This window comes from Agromyces aerolatus (assembly GCF_031432255.1).
In the GTDB taxonomy this organism is placed as follows: Bacteria; Actinomycetota; Actinomycetes; order Actinomycetales; family Microbacteriaceae; genus Agromyces.
In genome coordinates, this window is record NZ_JAVKGQ010000002.1 from 162,108 (window position 1) to 185,812 (window position 23,705).

The window sequence follows — 23,705 nt, forward strand, 5'->3', positions numbered from 1 at the left end:
AGGTCAGGAGCCGGCGCGGACGAGCGTGGTCACGATGGGACGGTGGTCGCTGCCGGCCTGATCGAGCTCGCCGACGACCCGGAACGTCGAGACCTTCCAGTTCGGCGTCGCGAGCACGTGGTCGATCGGGCTCCCGAAGAACTCGGGCACGTCCGTCGGCCAGGTGCCGACGCCGGCCGCGCCACCGTCGAGGGCCGCATCGTGGCACCGCCCGAGGTCGCCGCCGTCCACCCCGCGCCCCGCGAAGTGGTCGAGCGTCGCGTTGAAGTCGCCCGCGAGGATGACGTCCTCACCCGCGCACTGCTCGGCGAGCCAGTCGAGGTCGCTCCGCCAGTTCCGCAGCTCCCACCGGATCGGCGCGACCGCGTGCACCGCGACGATGCGCGGGCCATCGCCGCTCACCGGGTCGGCCACCACGCTCGGGAGCGTGTTCGTATTGTCGGGCGGGCCGGGCCACGCCGCCGAGCTCACCTCGTAGTCCCCGAGATCGGGGCTGATGAGCAGCGTGGTCGAGCGGGCCTTCGCGATCTCGTCGTAGGCGAGCGTGTGCACCCACATGGGCCGGCCGCCCTCGCGCATCGCGATCGCGACCTCCTCGCCGAGCGGCGCCGTGGTCTCGGGGAGCGAGATGACGTCGGCGCCCTCGCGCAGCGCCAGGTCGACGATGGTCTGCGCGTCGGGCACCTCGCCGAGCGTGTTCCACGCGAGCACGGTCACCTTCTCGACCGGGTCGGCTGCGGCGTGCGAGGCATCCGTCTGCCCGAGGCCGCGTGCCGACAGGACCGCGACGTTGCCGACCGCGAACAGCGCGAGCACCGAGGCCATGGCGATGCCGAACCAGCGCGTGCGTCGCGGGATCGCGATCAGCGCGAAGACCACGGCGAGCACGACACCCGCGGTCGCGGCCGTGCCGCGGAGCGCGACCACGTGCGTGGCGATCCACTGGTTCTGAAGCCCGAAGGCCTGCGGCCAGAGCAGGACGGCGGCGACGACGGCGGCCACCAGCACGGCGGTCCATCCGAGGAGGCGGGCACACATCCCGATCACCCTAACGACGGCGGCTGGAAGTCTCCCGCGTGCGCCGCCGCGGACATGCGCCGCGGCGGGCCCGCGAGGCGGGGCGTGCCGAGGGTCGCCGTCGATAGCATGGAGAGATGCCCGCCGTCTCGAGCCCTGCCGGTGCCTCGCCCGTGGGCGCAGCGCCCCTGGGTGCTGCCGACCTGCACGTGCACTCGAACGTGTCAGACGGCACCGAGACGCCCGCGACGCTCATGGCCGAGGCGGCGGACGTCGGGCTCGCCGCGCTCGCCCTCACCGACCATGACGCGACGACGGGCTGGGCCGAGGCCGCGGACGCGGTCGAACGCACGGGCGTCGCGCTCATCCCCGGCATGGAGCTGTCGACCCGCGACGGATTCGTCAGCGTGCACGTGCTCGGGTACCTGTTCGACCCGTTCGACGAGACCCTGCTCGCCGAGACCGCACGCATCCGCGAGTCGCGGCTCACGCGCGCGGAGACGATCGTGCGGAGGATCTCGCGCGACTACGACCTCACCTGGGACGACGTGCTCGAGCAGACCGCCGAAGGCGCGACGATCGGCCGGCCGCACATCGCCGACGCGCTCGTCGCGCGCGGGCACGTCCCGAACCGTTCGGCGGCGTTCGCGGGCATCCTGCATCCCCGCAATGGGTACGCCCAGCCGCACTACGCGCCCGACCCCGTGACGGGCGTCCGGCTCATCCGCGCGGCGGGCGGCGTGCCGGTGCTCGCGCACCCGGGCACCCGGGGCGCCGAACGCATCGTCGCCGAGCACCGGCTCAGGCAGCTGGCCGACGCCGGGCTCTTCGGCATCGAGGTCGACCACCCCGAGAACCTGCCCGACGCGAAGGCCCGCCTGCGCGAGCTCGCACCCCGCTACGGCCTCGAGATCACCGGCTCGAGCGACTACCACGGCACAGGCAAGACCAACCGCCTCGGCGAGCACCGCACCGCCGCCGAGGTCGTCGCGAGGCTGATCGCGGAGGGCACCGGTAGCTCGCCCGTGCTGCCCTCACCCCCGCTGGTCGAGTAGCGCGCGAGGGACGAGCACGCGTATCGAGACCCGGTGGTTGCGCGCCGGCTTCGGGGTGCGGGGTCTCGATACGCTCGCTGCGCTCGCACCTCGACCAGCGGAGGGGGTCGGCGCGCGACGCGGACTCAGCCCTGCTGGGCGGGGGCGGCCTGCCCGTTGCCCGAACCGCCCGAGCGGCGCCGACGGCGCCGGCGGGGCGCGGCGTTGCCGTCGTGGTGCTCGCGCCCCTGGCCGTCGTGCGTCCCGGATCCGGGATCCTTCGGCGCCGAGGCATCCGTCGACGTCTCACCGTTCGCGGGCTGGCCCTGCGACGACCCGCCGCGGGTGCGGCGACGCGTGCGGCTGCGACCGCCGCCCTCGCCCTGGCCGCCCTCGCTGCGACCGGCGGTCGCCGCGCGCGGCGGCGCGGCCTTCGCCGCGGCCGGCTTGAGCCGGCCCTTCGTGCCCTCGGCGATGTCGAGGTCGGTGTACAGGTGCGGGCTCGACGAGTACGTCTCGGTCGGCTCGGGCTGCCCGAACTCGAGTGCGCGGTTGATGAGCGCCCACTTGTGCAGGTCGTCCCAGTCGACGAACGTGACCGCGATGCCGGTCTTGCCCGCGCGGCCCGTACGGCCCGCGCGGTGCAGGTAGGTCTTGTCGTCGTCGGGGATGGTGTGGTTGATGACGTGGGTCACATCGTCGACGTCGATGCCTCGCGCCGCGACATCCGTCGCGATCAGCACGTCTTTCTTGCCGGCCTTGAACGCCGCCATCGCGCGCTCGCGCTGATCCTGGTTCAGGTCGCCGTGCACGGCCGCGGCGTTGAAGCCGCGGTCGTTGAGCTCTTCCACGAGCTTCGCCGCCGCGCGCTTCGTGCGCGTGAAGATCACGGTCTTGCCGCGGCCCTCGGCCTGCAGGATGCGCGCGATCACCTCGTCCTTGTCGAGCGAGTGCGCGCGGTAGACCAGGTGCTTGATGTTCGCCTGGGTGAGGCCCTCGTCGGGGTCGTTCGCGCGGATGTGGATCGGCTTCGACATGAAGCGGCGCGCGAGCGCGACGATCGGCCCGGGCATGGTCGCCGAGAACAGCATGGTGTGACGCACGGCCGGGGTCTGCGCGAACAGCTTCTCGATGTCGGCGAGGAAGCCGAGGTCGAGCATCTTGTCGGCCTCGTCGAGCACCATCTCCTGCACGTTCTTGAGGCTCAGCAGACGCTGGCTCGCGAGGTCGAGCAGCCGGCCGGGAGTGCCGACGACGATCTGCGCGCCGGCCTTGATCTGCTCGATCTGGCCCTCGTACGCCTTGCCGCCGTAGATCGAGACGACCTTGGTGGGCCGGTTCGAGGTCGCGAGCTCGAGGTCTTCGCTCACCTGCACCGCGAGCTCGCGGGTCGGGACGACGATGAGCGCCTTCACGCCGGGCTCGGGCTCGTCGCCGAGCCGCTGGATGAGCGGCAGGCCGAATCCGAACGTCTTGCCGGTGCCGGTCTTGGCCTGGCCGATGATGTCCTGCCCGGAGAGGGCGAGGGGGATGGTCTGTTCCTGAATGGGGAAGGGCTCGGTGATGCCCTTCGCGGCAAGCGCGTCGACGATGTCTGACGCGATGCCGAGGTCGGTGAACGAAGTCACGATTCCGCCTGTCGGTGTCGCAAAGCATGGGTGCGCGCTGTGTCCTCAGGCGCACGGCACGCGGTTCCATTGCCCGCGTATACCCGTCCAGCCTAACCGAGATGGCCATGCCGCCTTGGTTATGCTGTCCTGCGTGGTGTTGTGGTCCGCTCGTCGGGGTCCGCGCGACGTCGAGCGGGTCCGTCCCCGGGTCGCGCCGGCCGCGCTGACGCGCGTCGACTTCACCGAGCTCGTCCCGGAGCCGATCGCGTTCCTCGGCCAGGCCGCGCACATCCAGCTCGAGACGTTCGAGGCTCTCGCCAAGGCCGTGGCCTCCGCGCCGACGCTCGGCGCCAAGGAAGGGCTGTCGGCGGCGGCGGGTGTCGCGCTCCGCAAGCATCACGCGCTGATCGCCGAGCTGCGCCGCGCCGGCGCCGAGCCGGTCGAGGTGATGGCCCCGTTCACGCCCGTGACCGACCGGTTCCGCGAGGCCGTCGCGCGCGCCGACTGGTATGAGCTGCTGCTGACGATCCATGTCACGGCCGGCATGCTGGATGACTTCTTCGCCCGCCTCGCCGCGGGCCTGCCGAACGAGCTCGCGGGGCGCGTGCGCGCCATCCTCGAGCGGCGAGGTGCCGACGAGCGCGGCGTCGAGGGCCGTGGCGCCGACGGGCGCGGCGTCGACGGGCGCGGCGTCGACGACGTGCTCAGGCGCGAGCTCGAACGAGCCATCGCCGAGCAGCCGGGTCTCGCCGACCGCCTCGCGCTGTGGGGCCGCAGTCTCGTGGGCGACGCGCTGCTCGTCGCGCGTTCGGCGCTCCGCGCCGCCGAGCCGCCCGGGCGCGGCGACGAGGACGTCGAGCCGGTGTTCACCGAGCTCATCGCCGAGCACACGCGCCGCATGGACGCGCTCGGGCTCACCGCGTAACCGGGCGACCGGCTCAGGCTGCTCGCGGCGAACGTGCGGGGCCTGGACGTCGACGCGCGTTGCCGGACCGCGTCCCCATCTGGCGCACTCGCGTGATAGTGGTATATTGAAGCATTGCTCACCGTCGAGTTGGAGTGTGTGGTGCGGATTCGTGGCGCTGGCTGTGCGGGGCGTATTGGCCGGAGCGTCGTGGGCGCAGCGGTATCCGGTGCTCTGGTCGTGGGTGCGGTCTCGCCGGTCTGGGCGGGCGAGACGGATGCTCCGGGCGCGCCGCCGACGGTCGAGCTGGGGTCGTTCGGCGTCGGCGACGGGCTCGAGGGCGCCGTGCACGAGGCCGACGGCTCGTTCGGCGTGGTGATCCCGGCCGGCGGCCTGAACCTGTCGTGGGACTCGCGGGTGCCGGCCGACCGGTACGGGTTCGGGGCGGGGTGGGGGCTGGGGTTCGCCGTCGTCGACGTGGTCGGCGGGGTGCGGGTCTTCCCGGCCTCGGGCGACGTGTTCGAGGCGGCTGATTCGGTGCCGTCGGGTCTGCTCGGGTACGCGGGCGGCGATGTGGTGTTCCGGCAGACGCCGGGGGGCGTGCTGCCGGGCCGCGCCGATGGCGTGGTCGGCGAGACGCGGGTCGCGTTCGAGCTGCACGAGCTGGGCGGCGCGGTGACGTACTTCGACGCCGCGGGCGACCCGGTGGCGAAGATCACCGCGGGCGGTGACCGCTCGGACTGGCGCTGGGCCGAGGGCGGCTCGCATCGGCTGACGTCGGTCGTGAGCGTCGACGGCGTGATCACCGAGCTGGACTGGTCGGACCCGGGCGCCGTGCTGATCCGTCCTGGCGCGAACGTGCCGGCCGACGGCGGCGGCGCGGGTGCCTGGCGCATCGAGCTGGATGCGGGCCGGGTCGCCGCCGTGACGGATCCGGTCGGTGGGCGGAGCATGGTCGGGTACGACCGTGCCGGGCGTGTGGTCCGGCTCGTGTCGGGATCCGGCGCGGTGACCACGGTGGTGTGGCGGTCCGATCTGGACGGGGTGTCGCGCGTGGATCGCATCGGCGTCGCCGACCGGTCCGGGACCGAGTTGAGCTCGAGGCAGTGGCGGCAGGTGGACGGGGTGCTGCCCTCGGGCTGGCCGCTGACGGATGCGGCGGGGCCGGCCGGCGCTGCGGGGGCGGCCGGCGCTGCGGGGGCGGCCGCCGCGGCCGGCCCCGCTGGTGCCCGCTCGGTCGAGGTCTCCGACGGCACGACGCGCGTCGTCTCTTCGTTCGACGAGTGGGGCCGCCCCTCGGGCAAGCGGGCGATGGTCACGTCGGCTTCGGGCGAGCTCGTGCTGCAGGAACAGGAGTTCAGCTACCCCGAGGGCGACCCCGCCGGCACGGGCGACGCGACACGGCGGCCGATCGCGGCCGAGGTGCGGTCCCACGACGCGGCCGGGGGCGTCCGATCGGCCGGCGAGTCGTATGCGTACGACGAGCTCGGGCGGATGACTCGCCGGGAGTCCGCCGATGGAACGGTGCTCGAACGCGAGTACGACCCGGAGGTCCCGGCCGGCCGTCTGCTGCCGGTCGGGTTGCCGGTGTCGGAGACGTCGACCGCGGCCGACGGGTCGGTGACGTTCTCGAGCACGGTGCTCGACGAGAGCCGCACCATCCCGGTCCTCGTGGAGCAGGGCATGCAGGCTCCGGGCGCCGAACGGGTGGTCACGGGCCGCGCCGAGTACACCGCGCAGGACGGCGTGATCGTCGAGGCGCGCGCGTTCCCGGGCGGGGATGCGAGCGCGACGCCGATCGTGACCCGCTGGCACGAGACGATCGATCTGGACCGCGGCGTGCGAGCCGTCTCCGAGACGATCGCCGCGGGCACCCACCTCGAGGCCACCACGTCGTCGGTGGCCTCGCTGGTGCACGGCGGAGCCCTGGAGTCGACCGACGTGCTCGGTCACACCTCGTCGGCCGAGTACGACGAGGCGGGCCGGCCCGTCGCGGGCACCGACGGCACCCGGTACGAGTGGGATGCCGCGAACCGGGAGACCGGGCAGATCCTCGCCGACGGCACCCGCATCGACACCGCGTACTGGGCCGACGGCACCAGAAAGGCCCGCACCACCTCAGCCGGGTCCACGACCTACTACTGGGACGGCGCCACCCTGATCAATGATGCGCACATCACCGATGTCGAAGCGCAACCGGACGGCGTCGCGTCGTACCTGATCGGGTCGTTCCGGCACGCGCGCACGACACTCGCGGACGACGCGGACGCCACCGAGTCGCGGTACTACACGACCGACCGGCACGGGAACGTCACCGAGCTGACTGACCCGGCCGGGGCACTCGCGGGCGGGTACACGTACTCCGACTATGGCGTCGCCGAGGTCGGCGACCAGCTCGCCGGGCCGGCCGAGGCGGGCGCGATGGGACCATTGACGACCAATCCGTTCCAGTACGCCTCCGAGTACACGCACGCCGACGGCACCCAGTTCCTCAGCGAGCGCACGTACGACCCGGGCCAGATGGGCTTCACGAGCAAAGACGTGGAGGCGTTGCACGATCAGTTCGGGTACGCCAACGCGAACCCGATCATGCTCGTCGACCCCTCCGGGCGGAACGCGATCGCGGACGGGTTCGCGTTGGCGTTCAACGGGATCGGCATCGTCGGCGGGCTGGTCGGTGCCGCGTACGCCCTGGGCAGTGCGTTCAGCGGCGGGGGGATCGGGCTGCTGATCCTCGGGGTGACGTCCGCGCTGTTCGGGGCCGCCGATGCGGTGTTCAGCGGCATCGAGGTCGCCTCGATCGTGAACGGCACCAGGTTCATGTCGGACACGGCCGCGGTCGGCGTCGGGGCTGCCCTCGCCGTCGGCGGGGTCCTGCTCGGCGGCATCGGTTCGTACCTGGGGCGTGCGGGCGCGAGGGCGAGCGCGAGTGCTCCCGCCGTGCCCGCGGGCGGTGGGGTGGTCGCGAACGACGCCAAAGCGGTCCAGCAGGCTCCGATCGACGAGGTTCCGGCCCCGGGTCCTGCCCCGGCCGAGGTCGAAATCGTGGAAGAGCTCCCGGGCCAGGTCCAGGGGCCGGCCCCAGTGCCCGCGGCCTTCGATGTGCATGCAGAACCGACTCCGCTTCCCTTCGCAACCTTCGCGGTCAGCTACCCACGGTCGAGGGCCGAGATGGCCGCGGACGCGCATCGGACCGCCGTGTACTACACCACCCCACGGCCATACGATGAGTTTGCATCGAGGCTCTTCAAGAAAAGGCAGCTCTGGGAGGACGACGAGGATATTCCGCTCGATATCATGCACAATGTCCTGGTCAAGCTGACGAGCCATCGAAAGAAGACGCCCAACTCTGCCTTCTCCGCGCAGTCTCAGGTACGAATTGACACGCTCCTCAACATCGCCATGGGCTTCACCGGGCGCAACCTCGGGATGCTCAACGGGTTCCTCTTGCACGTGTACGATGCGGCGGCCTTCACGGCACTCGGCGGTGTCAAATCGGTGATCTCGGCGAACAAGAGCTTCGATGCCACGTTCGCGGCCCTGGACGAACTGTACGAGTTGACACGGAACCTTCCAGCAGAGGCTGCAAGATTCGCCGAGGGGGTCAGCGCCGCGCGGGACGCGGCGAGGTCGATGTTCCGCAAGTACTGAGCGGGACCCGCGCTGACGCGCTCCGCGTCAGCGGGCGCTCGCGAGCCGTTCGAACAGTGCGGCGTCGGCACGCTCGCGGCGCGGGCCGATGACGAGCGGCACGGCCACGGACGCGAGGCCGGCGACGACGAGCGACACGACCCAGATCCATCCGCCGTCCCAGGCCCAGCCGAGCCAGGTCAGCGCGACCCAGACGACCGCGGCAACGGCCGCGCCGACCGCGGGCACGAGCACGGTGCCGTACGTGTGCCGGCGGGGCAGCGCGTAGCGCGCGGCGAGGCCGAGGATGGCGCCGCCGAGCGTCACGAACAGCAGTTCCATCAGCCGACGAACCCGATGCGGCGCGACTCCTCCGACCCGATCTCGACGTAGGCGAGCGCGGCCGCGGGGATCACGAAGACATTGCCCTTGGCGTCCGCCAGGTTCAGCACCGCGGCCTGCCCCGAGAGCGCCGCCTCGACGGCCTGCTGGATCTCGGCGGCCGTCTGCGACGACTCGAAGCCGAGTTCACGGGGGGAGTTCTGGATGCCGATGCGAACGTCCACAGTCTGCCTTTCTGTCGGTGCTTGCAAGACTATGACACCCGCGCCTGGTGCGTCCGGACGTTCACTGTCGGCAGAACCCCTTATGGTGACGGCATGCACCTCGGCACCAGCGTCATCGAGTCCGGCCACGTCGACCGTCTCGTCGTCGGCGACCCGGTCCGGCAGCGCGTGCTCGGGCTCCCCGACGACGTGTCGGCGGCCGTGTTCGGGGCACCTGGCACGGGCAAGACGACGCTCGCGGTCGAGCTCGTCGCCGAACGCGTCGAACGCCGTGGCTACGAGCCCGACGAGGTGCTCGTCGTGACCGCGAGCCGCGCGACGGCGACGGCGCTGCGCGACCGGCTCGCCGTGCGGCTGGGGCTCACGACGCGCGGCCCGCTCGCGCGCACCGCGAACTCGATCGCATTCCAGCTCGTGCGCGCGGCGACGGGCGAGCCCGTGACCCTGCTCACGGGATCCGAGCACGACCAGCTCATCGCCGAGCTGCTCGAGGGCGGCGTGAGCGACGGTGGCGGGCCGGCCTGGCCCGACCCGTTCACCGACGACGTGCGCCGCCTGCGCGGATTCCGCGCCGAGCTCCGCGAGCTGCTCATGCGCGCGGTCGAGCATGGCGTCGACGGCGCTGGGCTCCGCCGCCTCGGCGAGGTCGCCGGCCGGCCCGAGTGGGTCGCCGCGGGCGCGTTCCTCGACGAGTACGCCGACGTGAAAGAGCTCGTACGCGGCGCACAGTTCGACTCGGCCGAGCTCGGCGCGTACGCGGCCGCGGTCGTCGCGTCGGCCGGGGCCGACGCACCGAGCCTGCTCGGCACGCTCGCGCGCCTCAGGCTCATCGTCGTCGACGATGCGCAAGAGGCGACCCAGGCGACCGCCGCGCTGCTCTCGGCGTTCGCCGCCCGCGGGGTCTCGGTCATCGCGCTCGGCGATCCCGACGTGGCGAGCAACGGCTTCCGCGGCGGCCGGCCCGAGCTGCTCGGCTCACTCGGCCGGCTGCTGCCAGGGCGACCCGTCGAGCGCATCGAGCTCGACCGGGTCAGGCGCGGGCGGCCCGAGCTGCGCGGCATCGTGGCCGACGTCACGGCCCGCATCGGCACCGCCCTCGGCGGCACGCACCGCGCGGCCGAGGTCGCGGTCACCGGCGACGAAACGGTCGACGACGCGCAGGTCGACGTCGACGCGGGCGTCGATGGCCAGCCAGGCGCCGCCGGCGAGGGCGAACGGATGCCTCGGCCGGTGCTCGGCATCGAGGCGCCGTCGCACGCGGCCGAGTGCCAGTCGGTCGCGGCACTGCTGCGCGAACAGCATCTGCTCGGTGGCATCCCGTGGTCGGACATGGCCGTGGTGCTCCGGTCGGGCGGCGACGTGCCGGCCTTCGAGCGCGGGCTCGCGCTCGCCGACGTGCCGACCGCGGGCGCGGTGGCCCGGGTGCCGCTGCGCGACGCGCCCGCCGCGGCCGCGCTGCTGGCTGCGGCCTCGCTCGCGCTCGACCGAGAGCCGCTCACGGCCGAGCTCGCGGTGTCGCTGCTCACGGGCCCGCTCGGGCGGCTCGACGCCGTCGGGCTGCGCCGGCTCCGCCTCTCGCTCAGGCATGAAGAGCTCGCCGCCGACGGCGATCGAACCGCCGACGAGCTGCTCGTCGACGCGCTCGGCGCGCCCGGCGGGTTCGAGACCATCGACGCGGCGCCCGCCCGCCGCGCGGGCCGCCTCGCCAAGCTGCTGGCCGCGGCGCGCGCCGTCGCCGGGCGCTCGGGCACGATCGAAGAGGTCCTGTGGGCGCTGTGGGACGGCAGCGGCCTCGCCGCAGAATGGGCCGCGCAGGCGGCCGGCACGGGCGTCCTCGCCGACGAGGCGAACCGCGCGCTCGACGCGGCCGTCGCGCTGTTCGCCTCGGCGCAGCGGTTCGTCGAGCGCGAGCCCGGCGCGCCGTCGGCGAGGTTCGTCGAAGAGGTGCTCGCGAGCGAGCTGCCCGAGGACTCCCTCGCGCCGCAGCGGAGCGCCGAGACGGTGTTCGTCGGCACGCCCGCGGCGCTCGTGGGGCGTGAGTTCGCCCTCGTCGTCGTCGCGGGCCTTCAAGAGGGCGTGTGGCCGAACCTGCGCCCGCGCGGCACGCTGCTGCACTCCGCGCTGCTGCCCCGGGCGGTGGCCGCCGTGCGGGCCGGTGAGCCCGCCCCGCAGCCCGAGGGCGCGGCCGAGGCGCGCGCCTCGGTGCGCAGCGACGAGCTCCGCCTGTTCGCGCTCGCGGTGTCGCGCGCCACGCAGCAGCTCGTGCTGTCGTGCACGTCGAACGACGATGAGCAGCCCTCGGTGCTGATGGCCTATGCGTCCGAGCGGCTCCGGCCGACGCGACGCCGGCCGTTGCACCTGCGCGGCATGGTCGGCGCGCTGCGCGCCGACCTTGCGGAGGCCGCCCGCCGTGGCTCAGGCCTCGCCGGCGGGCCGGCGGATGCCTCGGCCGCGGTGCACCCGCGCGACACCGCCGCACGCGAGGCGGCCGCCGCGCTCGCCCGGCTCGCCGAGGAGGGCATCCCGGGCGCGCACCCCGACGAGTGGTACGGCCTGCGCGAACCCTCGACCACCGCGCCCCTCGTCGACCTCGACGGCGACCCTGAAGCGCTCGTCGACGTCTCACCGTCGCAGATCGACCGCGCCGAGGAGTCCGCGCTGGGCTGGTTCGTCGACCACGTCGCGTCGCCGCCGTCGGGTCTCGCCGCGTCGATCGGCACGATCGTGCACGCGGTCGTCGAAGCGGCGGGTGACCGCACCGGCGACGACCTCGGGGTCGAGGCGCTCTGGTCGGAGGTCGAGCGGCGGCTCGCCGAGCTGCGGATCGAGTCCGGCTGGGTGGCCGAACGCGAGCGACGTGGCGCGCGTCGCATGACCGAGGGCGCTGCGGCGTATCTCGCGGCGTTCGTCGACGACGGCAAGGTGCTGCTCGGCGCCGAAGGGCGGTTCTCGATCGTCGCCGGCCGGGCCCGGGTCACGGGCACGATCGACCGCGTCGAGGCCTCGGCCGACGGCACGACCGTGATCGTCGACCTCAAGACCGGGCGCACTCCGCCGAGCGGGCCCGAGACCGCCGCACACCCGCAGCTTGCGGCGTACCAGCTCGCCGCGCGTGGCGGCGAGGTGCCGAACGCCGGCCGCCACGGTGGCGCCAAGCTCGTCTACGTCGCGAAGCCGACCGCCTCCACGAACTACACCGAGCGCGCGCAACAGCCGTTCGACGACGACGCCGAGCACGCCTTCCTCGAACGTCTCGACCGGGTGGCCCGCACCATGGCGGCCGCCGAGTTCGAGACGTCGGCCGAGCTCCCGTTCCGGTCGCGGTTCTCGGCCTGGCACTACCGGGTGCAGATCGTGCCGGCGGTGTCGGCGTGAGCGGCATCGCCACCCGGCATATCTCCGCAGCCGAGATCGCCGAGCGGCTCGGACTGCACGCGCCGACGCCCGAGCAGCGCGCCGTCATCGAGGCGACCCCCGCGGGAAGACACCTCGTCGTCGCAGGTGCCGGGAGCGGCAAGACCGAGACCATGGCGAACCGCGTCGTGTGGCTGCTCGCGAACGGCCACGTCGACGTGCCCGAGGTGCTCGGCCTCACCTTCACCCGGAAGGCGGCCGGCGAGCTCGCCGAACGGATCCGGGAGCGGGTCGCCCAGCTCGTCGACGGCGGCATCGCCGAGCTCGACCTCGATCCGCTCGAGGGCGCCGCGGTCGGCACCTACCACTCGTTCGCGAGCGCCATCTACCGCGAGCACGCCCTGCTCATCGGGCGCGAGCCCGACGCGGCGGTGCTCGGCGAGGCATCCGCATGGCAGCTCGCGCGACAGGTCGCCGCAGACTCGGCCGACCCGCGCCTGATCGAGCTCGACCTCAGCCTCGACCGGGTCACCGCCGCGGTCCTCTCGCTGAGCCGGGCGCTCGCCGAGAACGTCGCCGACCACCGTGACGTGCTCGCCTGGACGCGCGACTTCCTCGCGATGGCGGACCTGCCGATCGGGCGGCCGCGCAAACGCACACCGTTCGAGTCCTTCACGAAAGCCCTCGGAGTGGTCGACGCGCTGCCGCCGCTGCTCGAGCTCGCCGACGCGTACGCGTCGGCCAAGCGCGACCGCGGGTACGTCGAGTTCAGCGACCAGGTCGCCCTGGCACTCACGATCTGCCGGCAGCACCCCGAGGTCGTCGCCGGGTACCGCGAGCGCTACCGCTCGGTGCTGCTCGACGAGTACCAGGACACGAGCGTCGTGCAGACCCGGCTGCTCGCGGCGCTCTTCACCGGGACGCCCGTGATGGCCGTGGGCGACCCCGACCAGTCGATCTACGGCTGGCGCGGCGCGAGCGCGGCGAACCTCGCGCGCTTCGGAGACGACTTCGGTGGCGACGCCGAGCTCTTCGACCTCTCGACCAGCTGGCGCAATCCGCGCGTCGTGCTCGATGCCGCCAACACGCTCATCGCCCCGCTCGACTCGGGCGTCGCGAAAGCCCCGCTCGCGGCGTCGCCGTTCGCCGCAGAGGGCCGCGTCGAGGTCGCCTGGCACGAGACCATTGAAGACGAGGCGGTGCACGTGGCGGAGTGGTTCGCCGCGCGCGTGCTCGCCCGCTCGGCAACCGGCCCTCGCGACCGCTCCGGCGACGGCGCCGCCGCTGCCGCTCCCGGCATCCCGGCGAGCGGCGCGCTGCTGTGCCGTACGTTCTCGCACGTCGGCCTCTTCACCCACGCGCTGCGGCAGCGGGGCGTGCCCGTGCACGTGCTCGGTGTCGCCGGGCTGCTCGACCAACCCGTGATCGCCGACCTCGTCTGCGCGCTGCGCGTGCTGCACGACCCGACCGCGGGCGCCGAGCTCATCCGGCTGTTGGCGGGCGCGCGCTGGCGTATCGGCGCGGCCGACCTCGCGGCGCTCCGGACCCTCGCCCGGTGGCTCGCCGAGCGCGACGCCGCGAGCCAGCGCCTGGCCGACGACGTGCGACGCGGTCTGCGGGCCTCGATCGCGGCCGAGGAGTCGCCCTCCATCGTCGACGCGCTCGACTTCCTGCTCGCGACCCCCGACAGCCACCGTGCGCTCGCCGGGTTCACCGAGACCGCCCTCGCCCGGCTGCGCCGAGCGGGCGCGCAACTGCAGTCGCTGCGCCGCCGGGCCGGGCTCGGCCTCGTCGACTTCGTCGCCCTGGTGCAACAGGAGCTGCTGCTCGACATCGAGGTCGCCGCGAACGGCGACCAGCCGCTCGGCCGGCCGAGCCTCGACGCGTTCGACGAGCTTCTCGCGGGCTTCGTCGAGGTCTCCGAGCAGCCCACGCTCGGCGCCTTCCTGGGCTGGCTGACCGAGGCCGAGCAGCGCGACCGGCTCGCGCCCAGGCAGGACGAGCCCGAGCCGGGTGCCGTGCAGGTGCTCACCGTCCACGGCTCGAAGGGACTCGAATGGGACGTCGTGGCCATTCCCCGGATGGTCGACGACGAGCTGCCGGCCAAACCGCGGACCACGGCGGGCTGGCTCGCGCTCGGCGAACTGCCCAACGACTTCAAGGGCGACCGCGATGAGCTGCCGGAGCTCGTGTGGCGCGGCGCCCAGAGCCAGCACGAGTTCGACGAGGCGGTCACGGCGTTCCGGGCCGAGAACGCCGCGCGGGATGCCGAAGAGGAGCGGCGGCTCGCGTACGTCGCCGTCACGCGCACGCGACACGACCTGCTGCTCACCGGATCGTTCTGGGCCACGCAGAAGACGCCGCGGCAACCCAGCCCCTACCTGCACGAGCTCGCGAAGGCGGGCCTGATCGACGCGACGCAGCTGCCCGCCGCCTCCGAGCACGAGCAGAACCCGCTTGCCGACCGGGTCGAGACCGTGCGCTGGCCGCTCGACCCGCTCGGCGGCCGCCGCGACGCCGTCGAGGCGTCCGCGCGTGCCGTCCGGCAGGCCGGCGAGGGCCCGAGCGGTGCGGGCATCGGCCCCGTGCTCGGGCGCGAGCTCGACCTGCTCCTCGAAGAGCGCCGTCGCCGGCAGGACGGGCACGCCGCGACGCCCATCCCGGCGCGCGTGCCCGCATCGCGGTTCAAGGACTACGTCGACGATGCCGCGGCCGTGGCCGACGAACTGCGGCGGCCGATGCCGCAGCGCCCCTACCGCGCGACCCGGCTCGGCACCCTGTTCCACCGCTGGGTCGAGCACCGCGCGACCGGCGAAGCCGAGGCCGAGGCGATCGACGCGCTCGACGGGCCCGCGCTCGACGAGCGGCTCTGGCACGACGACGAGGCCGGCCAGCGGGTCGACGACGCGGCTCCGGAACGCCTCCGCGAGCTGCAGGCCACGTTCGCCCGCTCCGAGTGGGGGGACCTGAAGCCCGACGCGGTCGAGCTCGAACTGCACCTCCCGATCGGCGAGCACGTGTTCGTCTGCAAGCTCGACGCGGTGTACGCCGTCGACCCGGCGAGCGAGCTCGGCCGCCGAGGCATCCGTTATCAGGTCGTCGACTGGAAGACCGGGAAGGCACCCCACGACGCTCGCGACCTCGAGCTCAAGCAGACCCAGCTCGCGCTCTACCGGCTCGCCTACGCGAGCTGGGCGCAGGTCCCCGCCGAGCAGATCGACGCGTGCTTCTACTTCGTCGAAGACGACCGCGTCATCCGGCCGGAGGCGATCTTCGACGAGGACGAGCTGCGCCGCGCCTGGACCGAGGCCGTGCAGGGCACCGCCGTCGACGGCGTGCGGTGACCGCGTAGCGAGCGCCCGCGCGCGGCGGGCCGATCCCGCAGGGACGCGAACGCCTCTGCCGAGGAGACATCTGCTGCCGCGGATGTCGTGCTGCCGCGGAGCTTTGCGTGCGCGCCGCCCGCGTGTGTGCGGGCCGCCTGCGTGGGCGGCCGCCGTGTTCCTTGTGCAGGAATTTCGGCCTGGTGTGCGGTGTGTCGGGCGCGGACGCGCCGGCTGGAGCGTCGTGTTTCCTGAGCAAGAACGTTGCGGTGCGCAAGGACATTGCGGCGCGTCGCCGAGGAGAGGCTGCGCTGCCGCGGAGGTCTGCGTCGGGCCGCCCGCGTGTGTTCGGCCGCCCGCGCGTGCGGCCCCCGTATTTCTATGCAGGAAAGTCCTTGTGCAGGAATTTCGGGCTGGTGTGCGGTGTGTCGGGCGCGGACGCGCCGGCTGGAGCGTCGTGTTTCCTGAGCAAGGAACCGTGGGGCGCCGACGGTGGCGGACAGGTGGGTCGTGCTGGCAGGGGGGCAGTGGGCGGTACGGCCGTGCGGGCGGACCGATCAGGCGGTGCCGCTGCGGCGTTCGCCGTGAGGCACGTCGTCCTCAGCATCGGCGCCGCGCGCCGCTTCGCCGCGCGTGTCGGCGGCCGGGGGAGCGGCGTCGCCCCAGTCGCTGAGGTCCAGCGCGATCGGCGCCGTCGCGTCGGGCGAGTCCGGCTCGATCGGCCCGAACCGCTCGAGGTCGGAGAAGTCGTAGCTGTCGGTCAGCAGCGCGCCGCCGGCCTCGCGCGGCACGTGGCCGCGCGGGGTGCCGTCGAGCATGCGCTCCACATCGCCCACGGTGAGGATCGGGCCGGTCTGCGCCGCGAGCGGCTCGCTCGACCGGTCGTGCACGGTCGCGACGAGACCGTCGAGCAGCCCGACCGCGTCCTCGACGATCGTCTCGTCGTGCGAGTCGACGCCGTGCAGCAGCCAGCGCGCGAGCTCGAGCTCGCCGTACATGAGCGCGCGACGCGGCAGATGCTCGTCGGCGGCGCCGTCGCGGCCCGCGAGATACGCCTCGAGCGCGCGCTCGGCGGCCTGACCGCGTGAGGTGAGCAGCCAGTGCAGATCGCGGGCCGGGTCGCCGGCCGCGAGCCGCGACCAGCCGACGACACCCGTCACGCGTTCGCCGTCGACGAGGATCGACTCGGCGGCGAGCCCGCCGTTGATGACGGTCGGCTCGAACCGCCAGAGCGCGGCATCGTCCGTCGCCTCCTCCCAGCGGCGGAGCAGCGCGGCGGGCAGCCGTCCGGTGTCGGCCGCCCGGCCGACCAGCGCGATGACCTCGTCACGGGACTCGGCCGCGGTGCGGCGGGACAGCCCCGCGTCGGCCACGAACCCCGTGGGCAGCGCATGGATGGCCGCGATCGCGAGGCCGACGGATTCCGCCAGCCGGCTCTCGGCCGTGAGCTCGTCGGCCGAGCGCTGCGCGCCCGGGATGAAGTCGGTGACGATCGCGCGTGTGCCGTCGATGGGAGCCTGACCGACGAACGCGGGCAGCTCGAAGGGCAGCCGGGAGCGGATCCCGGGCGTGAGCGAGCGCAGCGCGACGAGGTCGGCCGACTGCTCCGACTCGGCGGCCTGCGAGCGCGGAACGCGGATCAGCAGCTGCCGGCCGTCGGCGGCGACGAGGCGCACGGCGTCGAAGTCGCCCTGGGCGTGGCGCGTGTGCGGACCGGCCGCCTGGACCACCAGCCCGGGCACCGCGGCCGTGGCCAACGCGGCTAGAGTGAGTGGGGGTCTGGCCATGGCACACAGCTTAAGCAGGCAACCTCGTGCAGTCGGCGACCGCCACGCCTTCCCGCCGACTCCGACCGAAGCCGAGTGGAGAGGTGGCCGAATCCGTGCACGCCGTCCCACCGCTTGCACGCGCCGCGATCGACCGCGACGGGCTCGCGCGCGCCGATGAGACCTTCGGCGCCCGCTTCGACGCCGACCCGTCGTCGCGCGTCGTCATGGTGCACGGCGACCGGCTGCTGATCGGCGGCAAGGTCGACGGCTCGCCGCCCGCGCTCGACCTCAGGCACCCGTCGGCGCTGCCCGAGCCGACCCTGCGTTGCTACCTCGGGCGTACGCTCACGACCGTGCCGGGTTCGGATGCCTCGGCCGGAGCACCCGTCGAGCTCCGCGTGTTCGACGAGGCATCCGCGGCCCGCATCGAACCCGAGGCGGCGCGGTGGGCCGGCCTTCGCGATCTCGCGCCCGTGCTCGACGATCGCGATGCGTCGCTCGCGACCGAGGCCGTCGCGCTCGCCAACTGGCACGCGACGCACCCGCGCTGTCCGCGGTGCGGTGCCGAGACCGAGCCCGTACAGGCCGGGTGGGCGCGCCGTTGCGTGGCCGACGAGAGCCTGCATTTCCCGCGCACCGACCCCGCCGTCATCGTGCTCGTCACCGACGACGCCGACCGGGTGCTGCTCGGCTCCAACGCGCTCTGGGAGCAGCGCCGATTCTCGCTGCTCGCCGGGTTCGTCGAGCCGGGGGAGTCGCTCGAGGCCGCCGTGGTGCGCGAGATCGGCGAGGAGGCCGGTGTCGCCGTCGACCGGGTCGAGTACGCGGCGTCGCAGCCGTGGCCGTTCCCGGCGAGCATCATGCTGGGGTTCACGGCCCGCGTCGCGGCCGGCGTGAACCCGTCGGCGGCCGTGCCGGACGGCGAGGAGATCCTGCAGCTGCGCTGGCTGAGCCGTGAAGAGCTCGTCGCCGCGAAGGACGAGGTCGTGCTGCCCGGGTCCTCGTCGATCGCGCGCTGGCTGCTCGAACGGTGGTTCGGCGGGCCGCTCGAGGCGCACACCGCGCCCTGGTCGGGCCGATGACACCGGTCCGCACGATGACCGGGGCCGGCACGTGAGCGCCGGGGAGGCATCCGGCCCGTCCTCGCCGATCGCCGCCGACCCGTTGCTCGACGCGCTCGACGACGCCCAGCGCGTCGCAGCCGAAGCGCTCATCGGCCCGGTCTGCGTGCTCGCCGGCGCCGGAACCGGGAAGACCCGCGCGATCACGCACCGCATCGCCTACGGAGTCGCGTCGGGCGCCTACGACCCGAGACGCGTGATGGCCCTCACGTTCACCGCGCGCGCGGCCGCCGAGCTCCGCGGCCGGCTGCACACGCTCGGTGCGGGTGCCGTCCAGGCCCGCACCTTCCACGCCGCGGCCCTCGCGCAGCTCGGCCACTTCTGGCCCATCGTCGTCGGCGGGTCCGCGCCGCGCGTGCTCGAGTTCAAGGGGCGGCTGCTCGGGCAGGCGGCCGAGCGCGCCAAGGTCAGGGTCGACACCCCGACGCTGCGCGACGTCGCGGCCGAGATCGAGTGGCGCAAGGTGCAGCTGCTGAGCCCTGACGCGTATGCGCAACGGCTTCCGTCGCGCGGCACGCCGGGGTCGCTGTCGATCGAGCAGCATCTCGCGCTCATGCAGGCCTACGAGGACCTCAAGGACGAGCGGCGCAGTCTCGACTTCGAGGACGTGCTGCTCGTCACGGCGGGCATGATCGAGTCCGAGCCGGCCGTCGCCATGCAGGTGCGCGAGCAGTACCGGCACTTCGTCGTCGACGAGTACCAGGACGTCTCGCCCGCACAGCAGCGGCTGCTCGAGGCGTGGCTCGGAGACCGGCGCGACGTGTGCGTCGTCGGCGACGCGAGCCAGACGATCTACTCGTTCGCGGGTGCGAGCTCCGAGTACCTGCTCGGATTCGAGCGGCGCCACCCCGGCGCGACGATCGTGCGGCTCGAGCACAACTACCGCTCGACGGCCGCGATCGTCGAGACCGCGAACCGGCTTATGCGGGGTCGCGAGGGTGCGTTGCGTCTCCAGGCGGATGCCTCGGACACGGGGCCCGGCCCGGCCGAGCCCGCCGGCGCGCGCGATGGCGGTGCCGGTCCCGGCGCACGTGCCGGCGGAGGCAGAGGTGCCGGCACGGCCGCGACCGAGCCGGGGATCACCGAGTACCCCGACGACCTCACCGAGTCGCGAGGTGTCGCGCGACGTATCCGGGAGCGCATCGAGTCGGGCACTCGGCCGCAGGACATCGCCGTGCTGATCCGCGTGAACTCGCAGTCCGGCCTGTACGAGCAGGCGCTCGAGGAGGCCGGCGTGCCGGTGCGGGTCCGCGGCGCGCAACGCTTCTTCGACCGGCCCGAGGTGCGTGAGGCGGTGCACACGCTGCGCGCCGCCTCGCTCGCACCGGCCGACGAGCCGCTGTTCAAATCGGTCAGCGACGTGCTGCGCTCGCTGGGCTGGTCGGCGCAGGCGCCCGAGGGTCCCGGCGCGGTGCGCTCGCGATGGGAGTCGCTGAACGCGATCGCGAGGCTGGTCGACGATGCCCCGCCCGGGACGACGTTCCGTGCCTTCACCGACCAGCTTCGGGCGCGCGCCGAGAGCCACCACGAGCCGACGCTGGAGGCGGTGACGCTCGCCACGCTGCACTCGGCCAAGGGCCTCGAGTGGGACGAGGTCTTCCTCGTCGGTCTCTCGGAGGGCCTGCTGCCGATCGCCTACGCGAAGGGCCTCGAGGCGATCGACGAGGAGCGGCGACTGCTCTACGTCGGGGTCACGCGGGCACGCCGCCGCCTCGAGCTGAGCTGGGCGCGGCGGGCGGGCGGATCGCGAGCGGACCGCGAAGCGTCTCGGTTCCTGGATGAGCTCCGCACCCGCACTCGGGGTGCGGCGGGTAGGGCCGGCGCCTCGGGCGCGACCCGTCGGGAGGGATGACCTCGGCGACGCCGTCGAGCGCGGACTGATGACCCGTGAGCCGCGCGTCGACGGCTCGCACGACCGCGGCGGCCGCCGCGAGCTCGAGCCGCATGGTGCGCGGCGCAGGCGGTTGCCCGGTGAGCTGCGCCGCGATCAGCGGCCATGCGTCGTCGAGGTCGCGCCGCGTCAGGTCGACGCAGCGCAGACAGGCGGATGCCCCGGGGTCGACGAGCGGCCCGACGGTGACGTCGCCGTCGCCGAAGACGACCGGAACATGGGGCAGGTCGCGACGGAGGAGCGGGAGGTGGAGCGTCGGCGGCACCACGCGATCCTCGATGAGGACGACCAGGCTCGCCGGCTCGTCGGTGAACAGGGGTGCGCCCGCAGGGGTTCGCACGGCCTGGTGGCCGAGCAGCGTGAGCGCGTCGTGGATCGTGTCCGCCGTCCGATCGTTCCCCGTGACGACGACGGGCTCGCGCCCGGGCGCCCCGACCGGTGTGGGGGCGCCGGCGGGGAGCAGCGCCGGCTCGAGCGCGGTCAGCACGTCGGCGACGTCGCCGGGGCCGCCGCCGATGCCGGATGCGATGGTCTCCAGCGTCTCGAGCGCGGCGCCGTGCCGGAGCAGATGGACCACATCGAGGTGGATCCGTCGCGGGCAGTCGAGGATGGCACGCGCCTCGGGCGCACCGAACTGCAGCTGGTGCTCGTTGCGCCAGACGATGGCGAGGGAGGGATCGATCCGCGGCGGCATGCGCCGAGCATGCCGCATCGCGCGGATCGGCGTGCGATCCATCCACAGGCGGTCGGACCGGGTCCGGCGCCGTCAGTCCTTCGCCGGGTCTCCGCCGGACTCGTCCGGAGCGTCGGGCGTCTCGCCGCGCAGCAGCTCCTGCAGGGCCTGGTCGAACTCCTCGTCGGCCGAGGTGTCGACCTGACTGCCGCCCTCGAGGCGCGCCACGAGCGCGGCCGGGTCGTCGAGGTCGGCGCTGGTCGGCACGATGTCGGGGTGCGCCCAGAGCGCGTCCCGGCCCTCGACACCGACCGCGTCGGTGACCGCGCGCCACATCGCGGCGGCGTCGCGGAGCCGGCGCGGCCGAAGCTCGAGGCCGACGAGCGTCGCGAGGGCCGACTCGGCCGGACCGCCCGACGCACGCCGGCGACGGATCGTCTCCGCGATCTGGGCGGCCTTCGGCAGTCTGCTCGTCGCCTGCTCGGTGACGACGTCGACCCACCCCTCGATGAGCGCGAGCATGGTCTCGAGGCGGTCGAGCGCGGCCTGCTGCGGCTCGCTCCGCGGGCGGATCAGCTCGCCGTTCACGACGGCGTCGCGCAGCTCGTCGGTGTTCGACGGATCGAAGCCGTCGGCGAGGCGCTCGAGCCGCTCGAGGTCGATGTCGATGCCCTTCGCGAACGTCGTGATCGAGGTGATCATGTGCAGCCGCAGCCAGCGGGCGTGCCGGAACAGCCGTGCGTGCGCGAGCTCGCGCACCGCGAGGTACAGCTCCACCTGGTCGGCCGGGATCTCGAGGTCGGTGCCGAACTCTGCGACGTTCTGCGGCAGGATCGCCGCACGGCCGTCCTCGATGAGCGGCAGGCCGATGTCCCCGCCCGAGACCACCTCGGTCGCGAGCTGCCCGACGACCTGCCCGAGCTGCATCGCGAACAGCGTGCCGCCGACCCCACGGAGCATCCGGCTCGCGCCCTGGATCATGGTGCGCATCTCTTCGGGAGCCTGCTCGCTCATGACGCGCGTCAGCGAGTCGGCGATGCTGAGCGCGACGGGCTCGGCGAGCTGGGTCCAGACCGGCATCGTCGACGCGACCCAGGAGCGGCGCGTCAGCAGTTCGGGACCCGAGGGCAGCGAGGAGACCTCGACCGCCTCGTCGAGCCACAGCGAGGCGACCTGGAACGCCTGGTCGTAGCGTGCGCGCTCCTCGTCGGTCAGCTGACGCTGCGACGCCGCAGCGCCCTGCTCGCCCTGACGCAGCGCGATCGACCAGTCGATGCCGTCGCCGGCCTGGTTCATCGCCTGCTGGAGCTGCGAGAAGATGGCCGCGAGACTCGCCGGATCGCTCGGCAGCCCGGCTGCTCCCGCGAGGCGCGAGGCGTCGAGCCCGCCGCCGTTGGACAGCAGTTCCCGGAGCATCTCCCGGAACTCCTCTTCGGGCTCGCGCCCGAGGTCGTCGTCGCGCTCACCATCGCGGTCTGCCACAGCGGCCACCTCCCTCATCACCTCCTCAACGCTATCGCCGCCGCCCCGGGCGGCGCCTGGGAAATGGCCTAGGCTGGAGGCTCCGGGCGTCCGCCCATCGCGAACAGCGGATGCTGCGGCGCGGGCGTGAACCGGTCCCGGCGCCCGTTCGCGGAAGGATGCGATGAGCCTCTTCGAGGATCCCCGTTCGACGCTGCCCGGACCACCCGAGCCGCGCCGGCCCGGCCGCCGTGAGCGCGCCGGCTGGATCGCGATCGGCATCGCGGTCGTCATCGGGATCGCGTTCGCGCTGCTGCCGTCGCCGTACGTCATCGAGGCGCCCGGCCCGGTGTACGACACGCTCGGCACCGCGGAACAGGACGGCGAGGAGGTGTCGCTCATCGAGGCGCCCGACGCGCTCAGCTTCCCGACCGACGGGTCGCTCGACCTGACCACGGTGACGGTGTACGGGCGACCGGGCGCGACGCCCGGCTGGCTCGACGTCATCGGCGCGTGGTTCGACCGCTCGCGCTCGGCGATCCCCGTCGAGCAGGTGTACCCGCCCGGCATCTCGAAGGAGGACCGGGACGCGCAGAACTCCGCGGCCATGGTCAACTCGCAGCAGGACGCGATCGCGGCCGCGCTCGTCTCGCTCGGCTACGAGTTCCCGCGCGACGTGACGATCGCCGGGATCCTCGAAGACGGCCCGGCGGACGGCGTCCTGCAGGACGGCGACGTCGTCGACCGGGTCGACGGCACCGAGGTGCGTTCCATCGACGAACTGCGGGCGGCGATCGCCGCGCACGGCACCGAGACTCCCGCGGTGCTCGACGTGCGGCGCGGCGACGAGTCGCTCACGCTCGAGGTAACGCCCGTCGACCAGGGCGGCCTCACGGTCCTCGGCGTCGGCGTGCGCATGCACTACGAGTTCCCGATCGACGTGCAGATCCGCATCGACGACGTCGGCGGGCCGAGCGCGGGCATGATGTTCGCGCTCGGCATCATCGACGTGCTCACGCCCCAGGCGATGACCGGCGGTGAGGCGATCGCCGGGACCGGCACGATCGACTCCGCGGGCGCCGTGGGCGCCATCGGAGGCATCCGTCAGAAGATGTGGGGCGCCGAGCGCGCCGGCGCCGACTGGTTCCTCGCGCCCGAGGCGAACTGCGGCGAGGTCGTGGGCAACGTGCCCGACGGCCTCCAGGTCTTCGCCGTGACCGACCTCGACGAGGCGCGCGAGATCGTCGAAGCGGTCGGCGACGGCGCCGACACCTCGGCGTTCCCCACGTGCGAGGTGGCCGCCAGCTGATTCCAAGGCGAGCCCGCCTAGGATGGAACACCGATCCCGATCC

Annotated in this window: 14 protein-coding genes; 8 read left to right on the top strand and 6 right to left on the bottom strand. The window is 73.5% G+C overall.

Translation table 11 applies throughout. From position 1 onward, the window contains the following. Positions 1-3 precede the first annotated feature (3 nt). Entirely contained in the window at positions 4-1,038 is a 1,035-nt protein-coding gene (locus RH864_RS03690; protein WP_310516163.1) for an endonuclease/exonuclease/phosphatase family protein, read from the bottom strand. A 116-nt stretch (positions 1,039-1,154) separates the two neighbouring features. Between RH864_RS03690 and RH864_RS03695 the strand changes: the two genes are divergently transcribed. Then, positions 1,155-2,072 (top strand): PHP domain-containing protein, encoded by a 918-nt coding sequence (locus tag RH864_RS03695; protein WP_310516164.1) that lies wholly within the window; start codon positions 1,155-1,157, stop codon positions 2,070-2,072. Between the two features lie 125 nt (positions 2,073-2,197). On the opposite strand, the gene RH864_RS03700 is transcribed toward RH864_RS03695, so the two are convergent. After that, entirely contained in the window at positions 2,198-3,679 is a 1,482-nt protein-coding gene (locus tag RH864_RS03700) for a DEAD/DEAH box helicase (RefSeq protein WP_310516165.1), read from the bottom strand. A gap of 133 nt (positions 3,680-3,812) precedes the next feature. Here RH864_RS03700 and RH864_RS03705 point away from each other — a divergent pair, with 133 nt between their 5' ends. Both RH864_RS03705 and RH864_RS03710 read left to right on the top strand, forming a co-directional pair. Continuing rightward, positions 3,813-4,586, top strand: a complete 774-nt coding sequence (locus tag RH864_RS03705; RefSeq protein ID WP_310516166.1) for a ferritin-like fold-containing protein — start codon at positions 3,813-3,815, stop codon at positions 4,584-4,586. A 189-nt stretch (positions 4,587-4,775) separates the two neighbouring features. After that, complete coding sequence (locus tag RH864_RS03710) at positions 4,776-8,216, top strand: RHS repeat domain-containing protein (protein WP_310516167.1); 3,441 nt, start codon at positions 4,776-4,778, stop codon at positions 8,214-8,216. 27 nt (positions 8,217-8,243) lie between these two features. Here the strand turns inward: RH864_RS03710 and RH864_RS03715 are convergent, their stop codons facing one another. Further along, the gene (locus RH864_RS03715; protein ID WP_310516168.1) at positions 8,244-8,537 is read right to left on the bottom strand and encodes a hypothetical protein; all 294 of its coding nucleotides are present in this window, start codon (positions 8,535-8,537) and stop codon (positions 8,244-8,246) included. Beyond that, positions 8,537-8,761, bottom strand: a complete 225-nt coding sequence (locus RH864_RS03720; protein ID WP_310516169.1) for a DUF3107 domain-containing protein — start codon at positions 8,759-8,761, stop codon at positions 8,537-8,539. Before RH864_RS03720 ends, RH864_RS03715 begins: the two co-directional genes overlap by 1 nt. A 93-nt stretch (positions 8,762-8,854) precedes the next feature. Here RH864_RS03720 and RH864_RS03725 point away from each other — a divergent pair, with 93 nt between their 5' ends. Both RH864_RS03725 and RH864_RS03730 read left to right on the top strand, forming a co-directional pair. Further along, positions 8,855-12,136, top strand: a complete 3,282-nt coding sequence (locus tag RH864_RS03725) for a PD-(D/E)XK nuclease family protein (protein ID WP_310516170.1) — start codon at positions 8,855-8,857, stop codon at positions 12,134-12,136. Further along, complete coding sequence (locus RH864_RS03730) at positions 12,133-15,459, top strand: ATP-dependent DNA helicase (RefSeq protein ID WP_310516171.1); 3,327 nt, start codon at positions 12,133-12,135, stop codon at positions 15,457-15,459. The genes RH864_RS03725 and RH864_RS03730 overlap by 4 nt, the downstream gene beginning before the upstream one ends. A gap of 536 nt (positions 15,460-15,995) precedes the next feature. Here the strand turns inward: RH864_RS03730 and RH864_RS03735 are convergent. Next, on the bottom strand, positions 15,996-17,225 hold the full coding sequence (locus RH864_RS03735) for a phosphotransferase (RefSeq protein WP_310516172.1): 1,230 nt from the start codon (positions 17,223-17,225) through the stop codon (positions 15,996-15,998). Positions 17,226-17,320: 95 nt separating this feature from the next. On the opposite strand from RH864_RS03735, the gene nudC reads away from it, so the two are divergent. Further along, positions 17,321-18,289 (top strand): NAD(+) diphosphatase, encoded by a 969-nt coding sequence (nudC, locus tag RH864_RS03740; RefSeq protein ID WP_310516173.1) that lies wholly within the window; start codon positions 17,321-17,323, stop codon positions 18,287-18,289. Positions 18,290-18,320: 31 nt separating this feature from the next. After that, positions 18,321-20,180 (top strand): ATP-dependent helicase, encoded by a 1,860-nt coding sequence (locus RH864_RS03745; RefSeq protein ID WP_396129940.1) that lies wholly within the window; start codon positions 18,321-18,323, stop codon positions 20,178-20,180. Between the two features lie 805 nt (positions 20,181-20,985). Here the strand turns inward: RH864_RS03745 and RH864_RS03750 are convergent. Beyond that, entirely contained in the window at positions 20,986-22,308 is a 1,323-nt protein-coding gene (locus RH864_RS03750; RefSeq protein ID WP_396129942.1) for a zinc-dependent metalloprotease, read from the bottom strand. Between the two features lie 229 nt (positions 22,309-22,537). On the opposite strand from RH864_RS03750, the gene RH864_RS03755 reads away from it, so the two are divergent. Further along, positions 22,538-23,662 (top strand): YlbL family protein, encoded by a 1,125-nt coding sequence (locus RH864_RS03755; RefSeq protein WP_310516175.1) that lies wholly within the window; start codon positions 22,538-22,540, stop codon positions 23,660-23,662. Positions 23,663-23,705 lie beyond the last annotated feature (43 nt).

Excerpts from the sequence above, each read along its gene's own strand:
- RH864_RS03695 (WP_310516164.1), top strand. The coding sequence starts at position 1,155 with ATGCCCGCCGTCTCGAGCCCTGCCGGTGCCTCGCCCGTGGGCGCAGCG.
- RH864_RS03755 (WP_310516175.1), top strand. The coding sequence starts at position 22,538 with ATGAGCCTCTTCGAGGATCCCCGTTCGACGCTGCCCGGACCACCCGAG.
- RH864_RS03735 (WP_310516172.1), bottom strand. The coding sequence starts at position 17,225 with ATGGCCAGACCCCCACTCACTCTAGCCGCGTTGGCCACGGCCGCGGTG.
- RH864_RS03725 (WP_310516170.1), top strand. The coding sequence starts at position 8,855 with ATGCACCTCGGCACCAGCGTCATCGAGTCCGGCCACGTCGACCGTCTC.
- RH864_RS03690 (WP_310516163.1), bottom strand. The coding sequence starts at position 1,038 with ATGTGTGCCCGCCTCCTCGGATGGACCGCCGTGCTGGTGGCCGCCGTC.
- RH864_RS03750 (WP_396129942.1), bottom strand. The coding sequence starts at position 22,308 with ATGCTCCGGGAACTGCTGTCCAACGGCGGCGGGCTCGACGCCTCGCGC.
- RH864_RS03715 (WP_310516168.1), bottom strand. The coding sequence starts at position 8,537 with ATGGAACTGCTGTTCGTGACGCTCGGCGGCGCCATCCTCGGCCTCGCC.